We start from the raw sequence: 17,558 nt of genomic DNA, 5'->3' as shown, positions 1-17,558 counted from the left end.
CACCGATTGAATAAAGAACGCTTCGGCTGATTATTCAAATCGCAGTGTCTTTCAAGGTATGTCTATGTTTATAAAAAGAAATCCTCCGCCTCACTCAATGACCATTCGCTGTAGAAATTGACCACCATCGCGGCAATAGCTGCCTGACTTTGCTGTCGCCAAAACGGTCATCGATCAGCATCACCACGCCTTGATCCTGCTGTGTGCGAATCACTCGCCCCGCGGCTTGTACTACTTTTTGCACGCCAGGGAACAGGTAGGTGTAGTCGTAGCCAGAACCAAAAATCGCGGCCATGCGATGTTTAAGCTGCTCGTTGATCGGGTTCAGTTGTGCCAGCCCCAGGGTGGCGATAAACGCCCCGATAAGCCTCGCGCCAGGTAAATCGATGCCTTCGCCAAATGCTCCACCGAGCACTGCAAAACCGACTCCCTGGCTATCGGGTGTGAATTGATCGAGAAACGCTTGCCGCTGCCCTTCCGCCATTCCCCGTGATTGGGTCCAGAGGTTGATGTGTGGATGGGTTTGAGCGAGCAAAACGGCCACTTGCTGCAAATAATCGAAACTGCTGAAAAATGCCAGGTAATTGCCCGGGCGCTCGGTGAACTGCCGGGCAATCAACTCGACGATGGGCGCAAGCGAGGTCTGGCGGTGTACGAAACGCGTGGAAATCCGGCTGATGATTTGCACGTGCAACTGGTCCGCGTGAAACGGCGACTCAACCTCTATGCACACCGTGTTCGCCGGTGTTCCCAGCAGGTCGGCGTAATAGTTGCGCGGGCTCAACGTCGCGGAAAACAGCACCGTGCTGCGAGCCGCCGTCAGGCGCGGACGAATGAAACCGGCGGGTACCACGTTACGCAGGCACAACTGTGACAGGTTGCGTTTGCGGTCCAGGTCGCGCTTGCTGATATCGAACAGGTATTGCTCATCGAACAGCTCCGCCACTTTGCAAAACTGCAGCATGTCGAAATAAAAGGCCTGTAAATCACTGTCCACGCCTTGCGGATGATCGTTGAGGTAGTCACCAATGGCGGCGCTGGAGGACGACAACGCCTGCAAGAGCTTTTCCGGCGCCTTGTCATACGCCTGATAGGCGCCAAATTGCAGGCTGTGCAGCGCGTTCCATTCACGATTGACCCGCTGCAAGGATTTCTTCAATACATCCGGCGCAGTCTTGCGCACCGCATTAAGCGTCGATTGGTCAAGGCTGGCGCTGTACATCTGTCGCCCACGCTCCACCAGGTTGTGCGCCTCGTCGACCAGCACCGCGACTTTCCAGTTGTTCGCTTGCGCCAGCCCGAACAGCAAGGCGCTGAAATCGAAGTAGTAGTTGTAATCAGCGACCACCACATCGGCCCAACGCGCCATTTCCTGGCTGAGGTAATACGGGCACACGTCGTGTTCAAGCGCGACCTCGCGCAGAGCGGCCTGGTTCAACAGACTCAGCTCACTGGCGGCTTGGCGAGCAGCTGGCAAACGGTCATAAAAGCCCTGGGCCAACGGACAGGACTCGCCATGGCAGGCTTTGTCCGGGTGTTCGCAGGCCTTATCGCGGGCGATCATCTCCAGCACGCGCATGGGCGGCGCATCGGCGCTGCGCAGAATGACTTGCGCGGCGTCCAGCGCCAGTTTGCGACCCGGCGTCTTTGCCGTCAGAAAGAACACTTTATCCAGTTGCTGCGGCGCCAGAGCCTTGAGCATGGGGAACAATGTGCCCAGTGTTTTGCCGATGCCGGTGGGTGCCTGCGCCATCAGGCAGCGGCCGGTGCTCACAGCCTTGAACACGGACTCGGCCAAGTGCCGTTGCCCCGGTCGGAAATCGACGTGGGGGAACGCCAATTGCTGCGCCGCGTGGTTACGCGCGTCACGGTGGGCCATTTCCTGTTCGGCCCAATGCAAAAACAGCGTGCAGTGTTGAATAAAGAACTGCTGCAATTGCTCGGCGCCATAGGCTTCAACCAGGCACGTTTCCTTTTCGCTGATGATGTCGAAATACACTAACGCCAGATTGATCTGTGCCAGCCCCAGTTTCTGGCACATCAGCCACCCATAGATTTTGGCTTGAGCCCAATGCAACTGGCGATGGTTAGCGGGTTGCTTGCTCAAGTCACCGCGATAGGTTTTGACTTCTTCGAGGCAGTTTTGCGCCGGGTCATAGCCATCCGCCCTGCCCTTGACCTTCAACGTCAGATAGTCGCCTTCAAGCGCGACTTCACTCTGGTAATCCTCGCTACGGCGGGAAGCCACGGTGCGGTGACCGACGATGCCTTCCAGTGCGGTCGGTGATGGCGTAAAGCGCAGATCGAGATCGCCGACCTTGGCGGTGAACTCACACAACGCCCGCACCGCGATGCTATAGCTCAAGCGCTTTGCTCCGCCCACTGCACGTAACACACAGCAATCGGCATCTGATGTTCATGGCAGAACTCGAGCCAGCGTAGCTGGTTGTCCTGCAGGCGATCGCCCGGTCCCTTGACCTCGATCATGCGGTAGGTCTTGTCCTGCGGCCAAAACTGGATCAGGTCGGGCATGCCGGCGCGATTGGCCTTGATGTCGACCAGCAGGCGATTGAACCACTGCTTGAGGTGCTGCGCCGGCAGGCAGTCGAGTGCCTGGTTCAACAGGTCTTCACTGAGCGCTCCCCAAAACACGAATGGCGACTGTATGCCCCACTTGCTGACATAGCGTTCACGAACGGTCTGCACATAGCGCCCGTCATCGAGTTCGGCCAGACAGGATTCGAAAAGGTCGGCGCGGCGAAGGTGAAAATCTTCGTTCAGCAGGTCTACCGGCCCGCGCTGGAAGGGGTGGAAAAACGCGCCCGGCAATGGCGCAAAAATCGCTGGCCAGCACAGCAGCCCGAACAGCGAATTGATCAGGCTATTTTCGACGTAATGTACCGGGGCACTGTCCTGCGCCAAATGCGCCTGTACGTAATATTCCACTGACAGCGTTGGGTCGATCCTGGGTAGCTGTAAATCCAGACGCTGCAGGGCTCTGGGCGATGGGCGTTTCAGCGCCGGGCCGCCAAGTTTGCGGCGCAGCCGGGGCAACATTCGCAGCAGTTGTTGCTGTTCGGCAGCGCTTTCCGGGCATCGCTCGGCCTGCACCGCAAGCTCCAGCGCCAAGGAATACTCGGCGCAGCGTTCCAGCACACGGATCAACCGCACCCTGGCGCCGGGGTAAGCGCAATCACGGTAAATAGTCAGGGCAGTGGCAAAATCGGCAGTGCGTTCGCAGTGTTGCCCCATCTGAAACAGCAACTTGCCGCGACGTCGTTGCAACCAGGGATTAGTCAGTGTCAGCCCGTTAATGTTGTCGAGAATGTCGCCCAGCGCTTCGCCCGTTTCGAAGCGCTCCTGGCACTGATAAAGAAAGAGGCAGGCATCAACGTCTTCGCGGCTGCGCAAGCCCCGTGACTCGGCGCAGAACTCGACTTTTTCATAGGTGAAGATACCCAGGTCGGCCAATACGAATTCGGACCAGTCCTGGTAAAGATTGCCAAAAAACATCAAGCGCAGGCGATCACACAGGCCCATGATGGTCAGGCTGAACAGCCGATCTTCCAGCGGCCGGCACCAATCCACAAAGCACTGAGCCATCGGAAACTGCTCGCTCAGTAACGGCAGCCAATCAGCCTTCTTGCCCTTGGGTTGCTCGATGGCTGCGCCAAAACACTGCACAATTTCCGCTTTCAGCAACACCTCGAACAACTCGTCGAGGCTCAGCGGGCATTGGTCGTCAATCCAGCCCAACGCCGTCAACGGGTCAGCGGCCAGGTGAATATCGCCAATCTCGAGGTAATGCAGTTTGCTCGCCCTGAAATGAACACCCTTGCGCATCACCAATCGAACCAGCAGCGCTTTGGACGCCTGGGGCAAATGGTTGAAGGCGCGAATGAACCGTTGCTCATCCTCACTTAATACATCGGCATAACGATGTTCAAGCCAATCAAGCACTTGCGTGAAGTTGTTCAAGTAATAGAACGGGTCGTCGAGAGGATTTGCAGTCACAGGGAAAAAGAGCCATGGCGAGCGAGTACTGGTTATGCGTACAGATACCAGCTGCGCCCTGCTACACGCAAACGAAAAATGATCAGCGGCGGCGTATTCCTGGATTTTTTGAAGGGCTATCGAACTTTCTGACGTTCTGCCGCACCAACCGCGGTAGAGGTTTCACATTTTTGAGGTGGTTATGAATATCAAGACTTTGGGTTTGCCATTGGCGGTTGCAGCGTTTCTGGCGCTGGCCGGTTGCTCCACCCCCACCGTGGTCACCCTGCAGAACGGCACCCAGTATTTGACCAAGGACATGCCGAAAACCAAAACCAAGGATGGCTTCTATGAATTCGAAGACATCTCCGGCGCAAAAGTGAAGGTCAAGTCCGACGAAGTCGCGACAGTGCGCAAGGAAGATTGAGCCCTGCAGACCAGCCCCCACCGATCGATGATTCAGCCCGTAATTTGATCGCTCGCTGGTGGATCACGGATTTTTCCGTTAACGCAGATCTGTAGGAAACCGGCTTGCCGGTGATGGCTCCCTCAAAATCGCCATCGCTGGCAAGCCAGACGTCTACCAAAACGGTGTGAATCAGGGCACACCGGTCAAGGTTTTAACTCCCCGTACGAATCTTGTTCCACACACGTGTGCGTATCCGATCGATGTTGAGCGGCATGGCTTCCAGTGCGAACAATTTGCCCATCATTTCCGGGCTCGGGTAAATCTTGGTGTCGTTCTTGATGGCCGGGTCGATCAGGCTGTCGGCCTTCTCGTTGCCGTTGGCGTATTTGACGTAATTGCTGATGCTGGCCATGACGTCCGGGCGCAGCAGGTAATTCATGAAAGCGTATCCGGCCTTCTCATCCGGAGCATCCACGGGCATGGCGACCATGTCGAACCAGATCGCGGCGCCTTCCTTGGGAATGTTGTAGCCAATATTGACGCCGTTGTTCGCCTCCTTGGCGCGATTCTCTGCTTGCAGAATGTCACCGGAGAAACCAACCGCTACGCAAATATCACCATTGGCCAGGTCGCTGGTGTATTTAGAGGAGTGGAAGTAGCTGATATAAGGCCGGACCTTCATCAACAACGCCTCAGCTTTTTTGTAGTCTTCCGGGTTTTTGCTGTGCGGCGGCAAGCCCAGGTAGTTCAGCGCGGCCGGCAATAGCTCCGGACCGTTGTCGAGAATCGCCACACCGCACTTTTGCAGCTTTTGCATATTCTCCGGTTTGAAAATCAGGTCCCAGGAATCGACCGGCGCGTTATCGCCCAACACCGCTTTGACCTTGGCAATGTTGTAGCCGATACCGGTGCTGCCCCACAGATAAGGGAAACCATGTTCATTGCCGGGATCGTTAGTCTGCAAGGCCTTGAGCAATACCGGGTTCAGATTTTTCCAGTTCGGCAACTGGCTTTTGTCGAGTTTCTTCAGCGCGCCGCCCTGAATCTGGCGTGCCATGAAGTGGTTGGACGGGAACACCACGTCGTAACCGGATTTACCGGTCATCAACTTGCCGTCCAGGGTTTCGTTGCTGTCATAGACGTCGTAACTGAAACCGATGCCGGTTTCTTTCTGGAAATCCTTGGTGGTGTCCGGTGCGATGTAGTCAGACCAGTTATAGATCTTTACGGTTTCGGCGGCGTGGCTGAGTGTCACGAAGAGTGCTAGCGGAGCCAGAGTCAGCGTTTTTCGGATCATGAGTCGATTCCTGAATAGGGTTCTTTTTGTTGGCAGGCAATCAGAAGATCAAAAAATCAAAACGTAGGTCTTGCGCACGGTTTCCTGGATATCCCAAGTCCCGAGGCTATTGGCTGGCAACATCAGTGCGTCGCCCGCTTCTATGTGCAATGTTTCGCCGTCATCCGGGGTAAAGGTGCAGCGCCCCTGGATGAAGTGGCAGAATTCCTGAGCCACGATCTGCCGCCGCCAGCGGCCCGGCGTGCATTCCCAGACACCGGTTTCGACGCCGTCGTCGCGTTCCACGCTGGTGGTCGACGCCACGGACACGGGCGTGCCGATGGGAACGGCGACCGGGTTCGACGCTTCCAGTTTCAGGGTTGCAGTGTTTTTGAATTGGGTAATGCCCATGGGAGTACCTGTCGATTGATGAACGCTGTTTAGTGCATGAAACCTTCCATGAACTGCGCCATGCCGCTGGCCAGTTTGCGGCGCCACGGCGCAGTGGCCGGGTTGGCGAGTGTCTGGTCTTCGTGGACGAAGCTGCGGATGATTGCGTTGTAACCGAGCCAACGGCAGGGTTCCGGCTCCCACGCCTTCAGGGCATCGAGGCCGCGCTGCTGCAGCACCCAGGGCTGGTGGACCAGTTCGGTGTCGCGCTGCAGAATCAGGTCAGCCAGTGTGCGGCCGCCCAGGTTGCTGGCGCCCACGCCCTCCCCGCCATAACCGCCGGACAGCGCGATACCGCTGGCCTGATCGCAAAGCATGTGCGGTTTGAAGCGGCGCGACATGCCCAGGTTGCCGCCCCAGGCATGGGTAATCCGCACGTTCTTCAATTGCGGGAACAGTTCGCTGAACAGATAGCGCCGCAGCGCCACTTCGCTGGTGGTCAAATCGAAGTTATTGCGTAATTTGCCGGCGAAGCGGTAGCCGCCCCGTGCGCCGAACACCAAGCGGTTATCCGCCGTGCGCCGTCCATAAGTAACCTGGCGGCTACTTTCACCGAACGCCTGACCACGGCTCAGGCCTATCTCGTCCCAAACGGTGGCAGGCAACGGCTCGGTGGCGACGATCAGGCTTTGCACGGGCAATTGATATTTGCCCAGTGGCGGTAAATCGACCGCGTACCCTTCGACCGCGGGCACTATCCAACGGCTACGGACCTGAGCGTTGGCCGTCCGCAGGCTGCCCGATTGCCAATGCGTTACCGGGCTGTTCTCGTAAATCTTGACGCCCAGACGTTCGACCGTTCGCGCCAGGCTTCGCACCAGTTTTGCAGGATGAATAGTGGCAACGTGCGGTGCGTAAATGCCGCCATACGGTTTGGCAATTCTGATTTGCTGCGCCAACTGATCCGGGCTCAGCCAGCGGTAATCACGTTCGGTCAGCCCTTGGCGATACAAGCTGTCCAGGTACTCACGCAGGCTGGCTTCCTGCTCTGGATAGCGCGCGGCGCAATACAGCACCCCGCCCTTGCGATAATCACAGTTAATGCCTTCACGCTCGATGACCGTTTCGACTTCATCGGGAATGCTGTGCAACAGGTCAAAAGAAGCACGCCGCTGCTCAGGCGATAAACCGGCCAGCAAGCGATCCTCACCCAGCAAATTGCCCATCAGCCAGCCACCGTTGCGGCCAGACGCACCAAAACCTGCGGTCTGTGCCTCAACGATGGCAATGTTCAGGCCCGGCGCCAGTTGTTTGAGGTAATAAGCGGTCCAGAGCCCGGTGTAACCCGCGCCGATAATGGCGACATCGACGTCCAGATCCTGGGCAAGCGCCGGGCGCGCCACTAAAGGCTCGTCAAGTTGGTCCATCCACAAACTGATCGTTCGCCACGCAGGCATGTACATCTCCGCCAATCAAACTTCGTTGGCGTGGATCCTAGTGCGTGGGGTCAGAGACTGTCTTGCGCGCGTGCACGCAAAGAAATTTGTTTGGCGTAAGCCTTCGGTGACAGGCCCGTGTGCTGGCGGAAACAGCTATAAAACGCCGAAAGAGAATTGAAGCCGGCCGCAAACGCCAGTTCATCAACCCTGATCGGCGGTGTCGCAGCGTCCAGCGCAGCCAGCAGATGTTGCAAGCGTGCGCGATTGACGTAGCGGTAAAAGCTCTGACCCAGCACCTGGTTTAGCAGGTACGAGATCTGATTGCGGCTGTACCCGCACTCCTTGGCCACCCGCTGCAGGTCGAGTTCGGGGTCAAGGTACGGTTGCTGACGCTGGAAGTAGTGTTGAAGGTCTTCGGCCATAAAACTCAACTGGCGCGGGGATAAACCGAGCCGACTGGCCGCCGGGCGCGGGTCTGTAGCGCAATTGCTGGCCGGTTGTTCACGCACCAGCGATGCATATTCGTTCACTCGCCAGATCAGCCCGTCACGCACGGTAATCGCTTCACTGGAGCGGAAGGACACCAGCCCTTCACTGCCGCGCAACGTCATTTGGTACTGGATAAACGCTGTATCGCCGTCAAACCGAAGACGATCCGAGTGTTCCAGTGCTTCGTCCGGGTTACGCGGCATGCTGTCGCGCACGTAGTCGCGCAACTCCCCGAGCCCCATGACCCGGTTCTGGAAGAAATCGTTGTACTGGATATCCGGGTGATAAAGCGCCATGACGCCGTCGAGATCACGGTGCTTCCAACACAGGTGGTAACGCGTGACCGCCTCGCGGGTAGCGCGGGTTTGCAGCGGACCATCATCATCGGCTTGCATACACGTCTCGACGAAAAAAAACGACTTTGCCCAAGTTCTGCCTTGGCTTCAATGGCCAAGCACTAATGGCACATGGCCCAAATACAGTCCGTAGCGTGACCTGTATCAAAAGAACCGAAGCAATCGCTAAACGGACTGAGAATATCCACATTATTTTCACATCTGAATGCTACTTTTAATGGCAGACATCGGTTGAGCCAATGAAGGCTCTTCCCACCTAACATGAGCTAAAGGAAGCGCTCGATGAAGAAGGCGGGCTACACATGAATAAAGGGTCGAGTAAAGTCACCTTTCCAAACGCCTGCCAGCTGATGCGCTGGCATTTTCATCCCATGGGATTCGAGGCGAGCATGGACGCACCGGGCAGCATGATCGCCCGTTTGTTTGATCGGGCCAGCGGCGAGACCATGATCGCCATTGCCGGCATTCCCTGCGCAACAGTCATGAATGCCGCCGACGTAGAACGAATAATTGAAGCGGTGGAAGATGAGCTTGAAGCTTTTATCCCACCGGTGGCCCTCAGAAATTACGCCTGAGTGCTCGCAGTTACTAAAAAGCCCACGTTCAGTGGGCTTTTTAATGGGTGCTTTTTACCAAGGAAATCAGGACGCCTTGCCCGTGCGATGATCGATAAAAAAGGCCTTGCCCTTGCCGATGCGATCAGAGGCTTTGGGCATGTTGGCAGCCTGGGTGTCCTGGCCATCAACGTACCAATAGCAATGGCTCACAGCCCGCGTGATGCCCACGTAAGCCAGGCGCAATATCTCGTCTCTCTGTGCACTGTCATACGCCTCGCTGTCACCCTGTTTGCCGAGTCCCGCCATGCGGTACACCTGATTCTTGTAACGCGAACTGGTGAGGTGCTGACAATCGCCGAGAAGAAACACAGCATCTGCCTGAAGGCCTTTGGCGCTGTGGTAGGTCAGTTGTTTTAACCGTCGCGACTCATACGGCAAGCTAGAATCCACATTAACTACAGATTGAATATGCTGCTCAATCAATAACTTATCGCTACTTTTTCGATAAAGCATGAGGATTGAATCGCCTTGCCTGTAATGCTCCATCAGACGCTGGGCCATGCCTGGGTCGTCGCGATCCAGCACATTCACCGGCAACAGCGCCTTCGGCTCTCCGCTGGCGCGGGCCTTCTTGCCCGCAATGGCTGGAGCGGCGCGAACGATGTGTTCCGCAGCATCAATGATGTGCTGGTGACTGCGGTAGTTGTCACTGAGCATGACTTTCGTAGTGCTCGGAGACGGAAACTCCTTGTTGAACTCCATGAAATACGTCGGAGAACTGCCCCGCCAGCCATAAATCGATTGCCAGTCATCTCCGACACACAGTAACGAGGACCGCTGGGCGCCACGTCCTACGTGCATTGCTGGCCCGCGGCTACGAATCTCAGCCAGGCTGGCACGAATCCAAGAGACGATTTGCGGCGATACGTCCTGAAATTCGTCGATCATCAGATGCGACAGCGGACGCAGCAGCTCATCACTCAGCAGTTTGAGGTTTTCCGGTGAGTGCTCACTGAACAGCGCAAACATGCGGCTGTAGGTCATGACCGGCGGTTTCTGATCCAGCAGATGATCTTCCAGTGCGCGCCAATACAGGCTCAATGCTTCGAAGAAAAACCGGTCTGGATCGTCCTTGGCGAAACTCATCTGGCCCACGGCGGCTGGAACGTCCAGCCCAAGGTTTTCGATAAAACCGGCCGCTGCAACAAAACAGTCCAGTAAAGGCGCTGAGCCCAACTCACCTTTTACCTTGTAATCGAAGCCTGGCCCGGCACTGGCGTCACCGGCCAGAGACGCCAATACACGTTTCGAAGCGTCATAGCTATCTAACCATATCAATGGCTTACGACAGAAAGCTTGAAACAAGGTGCGCTTCACGGCCCATTCTGCGCGCAACGACAATTTGGCGTTGGGCCGGCTCAGCTGCGGGTTTTCCCTGGGATCGAAACCCAACACCACCCAAGCGTCCAGGCTCGGAATATAGCCATGACAATGAAATGTCGAGCCGTTGATATCGAATGTTTGCCGGTTGGGTTCAATACCCTTTATCGGCCAGGCGCCCGCCCGAAACCACAAGTCTTCAATCGTATCGCACAGTTCTTCATCACGCTTGGCCGCTAATACGGTCACCGCCATGCGCTTTTGCACGTCCGGATGATCGCGCTCCAGCTCCTTGAGCTGCAAGGCGTGGCGTGACAGCGGTTTGATCAGGTCGCGAAAACGCTCATCGCGCGTATGCAGGCTGTGATAACAACTGTTGAGTTGCTGGCGCTGGGCATCGTTGATGCGCAGGTCGAAAGGATTGCTGTCGACCTCCTCGTCAACGTTTTGAGGGCGGTTGCTCAGGTTTTCGAAGGCCTGCAGGCGCTCAAAACCTGGAAGGCTGCGCACCATTGGTAAAATGCGGGAATGGAAGGTGCGCACCAGGTCACGCGCCTCTTTCAGGCTGATGACTCGACCCCAGAGCGCAAACAGCTCGATCAGTTTGTTGATGAAGTCTTTGCGCGACTCACGGGTGAAGGTCACGACGGTCATGGAACTCAGCTCAAAACCGAGGTAATGGCAGAGCAACAGAATGCGCAGCACCAGGGTGGTCGACTTGCCCGCACCCGCCCCGGCGATCACTGAAGTTGACGGCGTATCGCTGAAGATCATTTTCCATTGCGCAGCGCTGGGTTGTGCGTGCGCTGGCAGTAGCCGAGCCACATCGCTCTTCATGCGCTTCTTCAGCTCGGCGCTCAGCGGCAAGCGCCAGTCATCGAACAAATGATCATCAACGCTGGGCGGCCGGTGTTCGGTTGAGCGCGAATCGCGAATCAGCAACACCTGGCGACCTTCCTCCAGACCCTCAAGCTTGCCTTCCTTGAAGCCGTAATCAACACCGGCGCTGTGCCCGCTTCGAAAACCATCGGCCTGACCGTGCAACCAGGATGCACGGTGTTGCGCGCGCAGCCGAGTCAGCCCATGGCCGAAGAATCGCGCGGCGAGGCGCTTGAGCAATGGCATGTCGGCGAGGGGGCGAAGCTCAGGAGGAAGATCGGGGGTGTGTTGCGGCACGCGGACGGACTCCAGGGTGTGAGGCTGATGAGGGCTATGGTGTCTGCATTTGGCGTTGAGTTCTAGTGAAATGCTTACAGGTCATTGGCTTATGCGATGAAGTGAAGGCCCGATGAGACTATTGAAAGCGCGCAATTGATCTATTTTTTCGATGCTATCTCGGCACTTTTTACGCTTTTTATCGATTATTAGTTGATAGATGATACACGCCATCAACCACCCTTTTCAGGAGACGATCATGCTCGAACTCAGACCCTTCAACTCCCTGGGCGGCGCTCATCATGGCTGGCTGGATGCTCACCACCACTTTTCATTCGCTGAATACCATGACCCGAAACGCATGAACTGGGGCAACTTGCGGGTGTGGAACGACGACGTGATTGCCTCCGGTACCGGTTTCCCTAAACACCCGCACCGGGACATGGAAATCATCACGTATGTGCGTGAAGGCGCTATTACTCACGAAGATAACCTTGGCAACAAAGGTCGCACTGAAGCCGGCGACGTACAGGTCATGAGCGCTGGCACCGGTATCGCTCATAGCGAGTACAACCTGGAGGCTGGCGAAACCAAGATCTTCCAGGTATGGATCATCCCGAACGAGGCGGGTTCGGCACCGTCCTGGGGCGCCAAGCCATTCCCGAGAGGTCAGCGTGAAGGTTTTGTAACATTGGCCAGCGGCAAGGCTGGCGACGATCAAAGCCTGCGTATTCGTGCCGATGCGCGTCTGGTGGCAGCCAATCTGAAGGCCGGAGAATCTGCCGAGTATCGCCTGGACGATGGTCGACGCGCTTACCTGGTCCCGGCAACCGGAGTTATAGAAATCAATGGTTTACGCGCACAAGCTCGAGACGGTGTAGCCATTGCTGATGAGCAGGTGTTGCGGGTAACAGCCATAGAGGACAGCGAAATCGTTTTGGTGGATTTGGCTTGATTCGTTAAACGCCGGACAAAAAAAGGGACGACCATTATGGTCGTCCCTTTTTTTGCTCGAAGGTGCCGGTGCTGACGCCTTCGCGAGCAAGCCCGCTCCCACAGGGTCTCGCGCGACCCTGTGGGAGTGGGTTTACCCGCGAAGAGGCCGCGACCCTGTGGGAGCCGGGCTTGCCCGCGAAGAGGCCATCAATCACTTCGCCGAAATAGCGCCATCCACCAGGGTCTGAGCCTCGGCTACCAACTGCTTGAGGTGGTCGTCGCTGATGAAACTCTCGGCGTAAATCTTGTAAATGTCTTCAGTGCCCGATGGGCGCGCGGCGAACCAGCCATTCTCAGTCATCACTTTCAGACCACCGATGGCCTGATCGTTACCCGGTGCGTGGCTGAGAATGCTCTGGATCGCTTCGCCAGCCAGTTGCGTTGACTTGACCTGATCCGGCGACAGTTTGCTCAGCAGTGCCTTCTGTTCCGGGTTGGCCTTGGCGTCGACCCGTACCGAGAACGGCTCACCCAGCTCATCGGTCAGCGCACGATAGGCCTGGCTTGGGTCGCGACTGGTGCGGGCGGTCATCTCGGCGGCCAACAGTGCCGGGATCAGGCCGTCCTTGTCGGTACTCCAGACGCCGCCGTCCTTACGCAGGAACGAAGCGCCGGCGCTTTCTTCGCCGCCGAAGCCCAACGAACCGTCGAACAGGCCATCTGCAAACCATTTGAAGCCTACCGGCACTTCGTACAAGCGTCGGCCCAGACGTTTGGCCACACGGTCGATCAGGCCACTGCTGACCACGGTTTTACCGACGGCTGCATCGCCGCGCCACTGCGGGCGATTCTGGAACAGGTAATCAATCGAAACCGCCAGGTAATTGTTCGGTGCCAGCAAACCTCCGGACGGCGTGACGATGCCGTGCCGGTCGTGGTCCGGGTCGCAGCCGAAGGCCACGTCAAAACGGTCTTTCAAACCGATCAGGCCCTGCATGGCGTGAGTCGATGAAGGGTCCATGCGGATCTGGCCGTCCCAATCGACAGTCATGAAGCGGAAGGTCGAATCGACCTGGGTGTTAACCACTTCCAGGTCCAGTTTGTAATGCTCGGCGATTGCCGACCAGTAGCGCACCCCTGCTCCGCCCAACGGATCAACGCCCAGATGCAGTTTTGCATCGCGAATGGCGTCGAAGTCGATCACGTTGATCAGATCAGCGACGTAGGTGTTCAGGTAGTCGTGGCGATGCGTAGTGCTGGCTTTCAGCGCTTGCTCGTAGCTGATGCGCTTCACGCCGGTAAGCTTGGCTGCCAACAACTCATTGGCGCGGGCTTCGATCCACTTGGTGATATGCGTGTCGGCGGGGCCGCCGTTGGTTGGGTTGTATTTGTAGCCACCGCTTTGTGGCGGGTTGTGCGACGGCGTGATGACAATGCCGTCCGCCAGGCCCGAGGTGCGGCCACGGTTGTAACAGAGAATCGCGTGGGAAATCGCTGGCGTCGGCGTGTACTCGTCGCCTTCGGCAATCATGACTGTTACGCCATTGGCGGCCAGTACTTCCAGAGCGCTGGCGCCGGCCGGCGTGGACAATGCGTGGGTATCGATGCCGACAAACAGCGGGCCGTCAATGCCCTGGGATTCGCGATACATGCAGATGGCCTGACTGATCGCCAGAACGTGCCATTCGTTGAAACTCAAGTCGAACGAGCTGCCTCGGTGACCGGACGTGCCAAACGCCACGCGCTGTGTGGAAATGGCGGCGTCAGGCTGGCCGGTGTAATAGGCCGTTACCAGTCGCGGGATGTCTACCAACAACTCTGCTGGTGCCGGTTTGCCCGCAAAAGGACTGAGTGTCATGCAAAAACCTCTGGAATAGAGTGGTTCAGGAGTAGATGGGGAGTTTACTGGCAGTTTGACCGCAGCGCGATGGGATCGATCCACTCTCATCGAAGAGCGCTGTCGGCCTCGCTCAATCGAGCGCTTCCATGCGCAACGCATCCCCCAGCAAGCCCAGTGCCGCACCCAGGTCATGATCACCACTGAAGGTATGACTCAGGCGCAGCTGTTGAGCGTGCAAACCTTCAAGGCTGAACAGCTCTCCCGGTGCAACCAGCATGTGCTGCTTGAGCAACCTCTGAAACACGCGACGTACATTCACCGGGCGCAGCGAGCGAACCCACAGCGTCGCGCCGCCTTGCGGTTCGACAACATGCAGGGCATCGCCCAAACGCTCCTCCAACAACTGCGTCATGTGTGCTTTGCGGTCTTTTAACAACCGACGCAAAATCTGCAGATGCTGGTCGACCCGCCCGTTACGGTACAAACGGGCAATGGCTTTCTGGCGAATGGGCGACAAGCAAAACGAGCGCAGCAACAGGTGCCTTTGCAGCTCCGTGCGCAGTTGCCGCGAAATCAGGTAGCCGAAAGGTGCTTCTGCACCGATGATTTTTTCGAAGGTGGAAAACACAATCAAGCGGTCCGGGGACAACAGGTCACGTAATCGCGGCCCGTGCGGCTCGAAGCAGAGTTCGCCATAACAGTCGTTCTCCAGTACCCAACTGCCATGACGCTCCAGCATCTGTGCCACGCAGCGCCGGTTGTCGAGCGGCGCCACACTGCCTCTGGGCATGCTCAGCCCCGAGGACAGCATCACCATGCGCACCGGTGCAGTGTCGAGCAACTCCTGAAGCCGTTGCAGATCCACAGCCCCATCCGGCTGAATCTCCAGTTCGATGACTTGCACATCTGCAGCTTGAAACAGTCGCAATATTGCCCAGTCGCAGGGTGATTCGACCAACACTGTCGCGTCTTTCAGGCTCAGCACCGTGATCAGTATTTCAAGTACCGCACGCAGGTCGGCACCGATGTAGACGTCATCGGCATGCCAGCATCGCAGGGGTGAAGTGGTGTATCGCGCGGCCAGGGCCTGACGTAACTCGAGCTCTCCGCAGGGCTGGGAGAATGATTGCGGCTGGCGCGGATATTGGCGCAGAAGCGCTCGCTCCAAGAGTAACAATGGGCTGTCGAGAGGCTGCAGCAATGCGGGCTCATCGGCGCTGAGCACCAGCATCCCGGGCCGCCGGGCGTTGACATACACCGCTTCGAGCAGGTCATTGCCATTACCGAGCAGCGTAAACGACGACACGGGGAGCGCGTAGTAACCGGATTTGGCAACCGAGTAAACGCGCCCCTCCTTCTCCAGTAACGAATAGGCGTATTGAATGGTCGAGATCGACACGTTCAAACGGTCTGCCAAGTGTCGCAACGAAGGCAAACGGACTCGATCATCCGTGGCCGACTCGTTGATCAGATGAGCCAGGTACCGGTAAACGGCTTGATACGCGAAGTCGCTAGTACGCGGGCCGCTCATGCTTGAATGTCGACGCTGCTCGATTCACCCACTGTTAGCGCTCCGCAGACAATTCACTCGCGGTAACCGTGACCTCCTGACGCTTCTCGGCTATCACGTGCACGCTCACTTCATCAGGACCTGCATTTTGCAGCAGCTCCATGTCATACAGCCTGCCGATCAGGCTGACGGGCAAACCGCTGACATCAACCATCCACTGCAGAACCTGCTCGGGAACGACATGCCCCTGCATTGCCCGGTGCAAATCCGGGATTGCCACCAGCATGCCGGGATGACACTGGCGCAGGAAGCGCTCAAGCGCAGCCCCCTTACCCACAAACGGCGCAAACAACAGGCACACCAGTTGCGCTTCGCTCAAGCCGAGGTTTTGTTTCGCTTGCGCTGCAGCTGCCTGGCGGCGACCCACCTGGTTGGCTTGGTTGCCAAACACTTGCACCGCGTGTTCGCACAGCTGTTCAGGAAGCCTCCTGCGCCGCATCATCACCAATGCGCGTTGCACATATTCTGCGACGCCGGCCTCGTAGCTCACGCCGTGTGCAAAACACGCCTGCAAACCGCGAACATGCGCAGAGATGCTGAAACTGACAAATTCATTGTCGCTGAGGTGGGCAGCCAATTCATCGGACTGATAACCGAGGAACTCGGTCAGCAGCGGCCAGCGTTCGTCCAGACTGCTGACCAGCATGTCGTGAATATCGATGAATGTGGTGCGCCGGCATGCTTCAAAACGCCCTGCAGGACGCCATTCTGCTTGGCTGCGCTCCGGAAAAAAGGTGTCGTAGTAGTCGCAACCCAATTCATCGATCAGCGCAAACAGAACCTCGTAACCCTTCTCAGTGCGTGCGGTGGACGTGAGCCCAGCCTTGGCAGCGGCACGTTTCAAACCATCGAGAAACTTGCGTTGCTGACGCGGCGTGTCGCTGCTGATCAATGCATCAACACCATTGTCCCAGCGAGATATCTGGCCATAGAACGCGGCACTGGCCAAATAACCGTCATCCCATAAATCAGACGAGTCACTACTGGCGCTGCGATGCCCAACCATCAGCAGGTTGAGACGATTAGCCTCATGCCCGGCATGGGAAATGGCCGTCAGATGATTGAACGGCAAGACTTCCCGGTTATCGACCATCAATAGGTCGACGCGTGGATCGTCGTAGAGAAACAAGGCGCTGTTACTGCGATGGATGTTTTCCAGGGTGGTGGTCGTGACCCCATTCAGGCGCAAGGTCACCACCCGCAGCTGAAACGTCACCGGCGCCTTGCAGGCAATACTCAGTTGGGCTGCGCGCAGCAACGCCAGCGTGTAGCAGCTGTCGCGTGTGCCTGACTGAATAACCAACACCTTGTAGTCGCCAATTCGCTCGATTCCTCCCGCGTAAACGACCAGCCGTTGAATCAACAGTTGCAACGCTGTGCGCTCGGCGCGAGAAAAAAAGCTTAACAAGCGTTGCAATACCTGCTGATAGACATGGTTCATCGCTTGATCATGAATATGGGTCATTTTTATTTACCTGATACTTGTTAGTTCAATATCACGCGAACAAAAAATGCCTGCGCAACACGTTGCCTGCGGCGATAGAAGTGCCGGGCTCTATGTCCAAATGCTAACACTTAAATTTTTCGTAATTATTTGAAACATTCATGCGAGACAGACGTGATGCTGTTCAAGCTCAGCGCCAAATACCCCGGCTTCATTGGCCCGCAGCCAAAAAAAGTGGCTTCCTAGGAAATTTCCGACAACGTCCCACAGACGTTTAGTACAAGAAATAGAGAAGGAAGTTACCCGTGTTTTACTCGCAACAGT

13 protein-coding genes are annotated in these 17,558 nt (G+C 56.9%); 3 read left to right on the top strand and 10 right to left on the bottom strand.

The features are described 5' to 3' along the window. Positions 1 to 94: 94 nt before the first annotated feature. Together ACQR3R_RS06665 and ACQR3R_RS06660 are read right to left on the bottom strand one after the other, a co-directional pair. Positions 95 to 2,365: a helicase C-terminal domain-containing protein gene (locus ACQR3R_RS06665; RefSeq protein WP_428271225.1), complete on the bottom strand. Its 2,271-nt coding sequence runs from the start codon at positions 2,363 to 2,365 to the stop codon at positions 95 to 97. Continuing rightward, the gene (locus tag ACQR3R_RS06660; protein ID WP_428271224.1) at positions 2,362 to 4,014 is read right to left on the bottom strand and encodes a VRR-NUC domain-containing protein; all 1,653 of its coding nucleotides are present in this window, start codon (positions 4,012 to 4,014) and stop codon (positions 2,362 to 2,364) included. Before ACQR3R_RS06660 ends, ACQR3R_RS06665 begins: the two co-directional genes overlap by 4 nt. Positions 4,015 to 4,195: 181 nt before the next feature. Here ACQR3R_RS06660 and ACQR3R_RS06655 point away from each other — a divergent pair, with 181 nt between their 5' ends. Continuing rightward, positions 4,196 to 4,420 carry a YgdI/YgdR family lipoprotein gene (locus ACQR3R_RS06655; protein ID WP_428271223.1) on the top strand — a complete coding sequence of 75 codons (225 nt, stop codon included), beginning with the start codon at positions 4,196 to 4,198 and terminating at the stop codon, positions 4,418 to 4,420. A 193-nt stretch (positions 4,421 to 4,613) separates the two neighbouring features. On the opposite strand, the gene ACQR3R_RS06650 is transcribed toward ACQR3R_RS06655, so the two are convergent. The 4 genes from ACQR3R_RS06650 to ACQR3R_RS06635 are packed head-to-tail and all read right to left on the bottom strand — an operon-like array spanning position 4,614 to position 8,391. Further along, complete coding sequence (locus ACQR3R_RS06650; RefSeq protein ID WP_428271222.1) at positions 4,614 to 5,699, bottom strand: extracellular solute-binding protein; 1,086 nt, start codon at positions 5,697 to 5,699, stop codon at positions 4,614 to 4,616. A 48-nt stretch (positions 5,700 to 5,747) separates the two neighbouring features. Next, the gene (locus ACQR3R_RS06645; RefSeq protein ID WP_428271221.1) at positions 5,748 to 6,089 is read right to left on the bottom strand and encodes a cupin domain-containing protein; all 342 of its coding nucleotides are present in this window, start codon (positions 6,087 to 6,089) and stop codon (positions 5,748 to 5,750) included. 29 nt (positions 6,090 to 6,118) lie between these two features. Then, positions 6,119 to 7,525 (bottom strand): FAD-dependent oxidoreductase, encoded by a 1,407-nt coding sequence (locus ACQR3R_RS06640; protein ID WP_428271220.1) that lies wholly within the window; start codon positions 7,523 to 7,525, stop codon positions 6,119 to 6,121. Positions 7,526 to 7,575: 50 nt separating this feature from the next. Then, positions 7,576 to 8,391, bottom strand: coding sequence for a helix-turn-helix domain-containing protein (locus tag ACQR3R_RS06635; RefSeq protein WP_428271219.1), 816 nt, complete (start codon positions 8,389 to 8,391; stop codon positions 7,576 to 7,578). A 263-nt stretch (positions 8,392 to 8,654) separates the two neighbouring features. Between ACQR3R_RS06635 and ACQR3R_RS06630 the strand changes: the two genes are divergently transcribed. Then, complete coding sequence (locus tag ACQR3R_RS06630; protein ID WP_428271218.1) at positions 8,655 to 8,927, top strand: DUF1652 domain-containing protein; 273 nt, start codon at positions 8,655 to 8,657, stop codon at positions 8,925 to 8,927. A 66-nt stretch (positions 8,928 to 8,993) separates the two neighbouring features. Here ACQR3R_RS06630 and ACQR3R_RS06625 read toward each other — a convergent pair whose 3' ends face one another. Next, positions 8,994 to 11,465, bottom strand: coding sequence for a UvrD-helicase domain-containing protein (locus ACQR3R_RS06625; RefSeq protein ID WP_428271217.1), 2,472 nt, complete (start codon positions 11,463 to 11,465; stop codon positions 8,994 to 8,996). A gap of 238 nt (positions 11,466 to 11,703) precedes the next feature. On the opposite strand from ACQR3R_RS06625, the gene ACQR3R_RS06620 reads away from it, so the two are divergent. Further along, positions 11,704 to 12,399 (top strand): pirin family protein, encoded by a 696-nt coding sequence (locus ACQR3R_RS06620; protein ID WP_428271216.1) that lies wholly within the window; start codon positions 11,704 to 11,706, stop codon positions 12,397 to 12,399. Between the two features lie 192 nt (positions 12,400 to 12,591). Here the strand turns inward: ACQR3R_RS06620 and pgm are convergent, their stop codons facing one another. The 3 genes from pgm to ACQR3R_RS06605 form a co-directional block, all read right to left on the bottom strand. Beyond that, a complete protein-coding gene (gene pgm, locus ACQR3R_RS06615) occupies positions 12,592 to 14,238 on the bottom strand; it encodes a phosphoglucomutase (alpha-D-glucose-1,6-bisphosphate-dependent) (RefSeq protein ID WP_428271215.1) in 1,647 nt (548 codons plus the stop codon). 112 nt (positions 14,239 to 14,350) lie between these two features. After that, positions 14,351 to 15,751: an aminotransferase class I/II-fold pyridoxal phosphate-dependent enzyme gene (locus tag ACQR3R_RS06610; RefSeq protein ID WP_428271214.1), complete on the bottom strand. Its 1,401-nt coding sequence runs from the start codon at positions 15,749 to 15,751 to the stop codon at positions 14,351 to 14,353. Between the two features lie 34 nt (positions 15,752 to 15,785). Then, complete coding sequence (locus ACQR3R_RS06605) at positions 15,786 to 17,255, bottom strand: hypothetical protein (RefSeq protein ID WP_428271213.1); 1,470 nt, start codon at positions 17,253 to 17,255, stop codon at positions 15,786 to 15,788. Between the last annotated feature and the right edge of the window lie 303 nt (positions 17,256 to 17,558).

It is taken from the genome of Gordonia sp. IEGM753 (genome assembly GCF_050321825.1).
GTDB lineage: Bacteria > Pseudomonadota > Gammaproteobacteria > Pseudomonadales > Pseudomonadaceae > Aquipseudomonas.
Note: the sequence above shows the minus strand (reverse complement) of the source record. Positions and strands in the feature narration are given on the sequence as shown.

What these genes read in the sequence shown, in the direction of transcription:
- ACQR3R_RS06655 (WP_428271223.1), top strand. Translation starts at nt 4,196, where the DNA reads ATGAATATCAAGACTTTGGGTTTGCCATTGGCGGTTGCAGCGTTTCTG.
- ACQR3R_RS06650 (WP_428271222.1), bottom strand. Translation starts at nt 5,699, where the DNA reads ATGATCCGAAAAACGCTGACTCTGGCTCCGCTAGCACTCTTCGTGACA.
- ACQR3R_RS06645 (WP_428271221.1), bottom strand. Translation starts at nt 6,089, where the DNA reads ATGGGCATTACCCAATTCAAAAACACTGCAACCCTGAAACTGGAAGCG.
- ACQR3R_RS06610 (WP_428271214.1), bottom strand. Translation starts at nt 15,751, where the DNA reads ATGAGCGGCCCGCGTACTAGCGACTTCGCGTATCAAGCCGTTTACCGG.
- ACQR3R_RS06605 (WP_428271213.1), bottom strand. Translation starts at nt 17,255, where the DNA reads ATGACCCATATTCATGATCAAGCGATGAACCATGTCTATCAGCAGGTA.
- ACQR3R_RS06630 (WP_428271218.1), top strand. Translation starts at nt 8,655, where the DNA reads ATGAATAAAGGGTCGAGTAAAGTCACCTTTCCAAACGCCTGCCAGCTG.
- ACQR3R_RS06640 (WP_428271220.1), bottom strand. Translation starts at nt 7,525, where the DNA reads ATGCCTGCGTGGCGAACGATCAGTTTGTGGATGGACCAACTTGACGAG.
- pgm (WP_428271215.1), bottom strand. Translation starts at nt 14,238, where the DNA reads ATGACACTCAGTCCTTTTGCGGGCAAACCGGCACCAGCAGAGTTGTTG.
- ACQR3R_RS06635 (WP_428271219.1), bottom strand. Translation starts at nt 8,391, where the DNA reads ATGCAAGCCGATGATGATGGTCCGCTGCAAACCCGCGCTACCCGCGAG.
- ACQR3R_RS06620 (WP_428271216.1), top strand. Translation starts at nt 11,704, where the DNA reads ATGCTCGAACTCAGACCCTTCAACTCCCTGGGCGGCGCTCATCATGGC.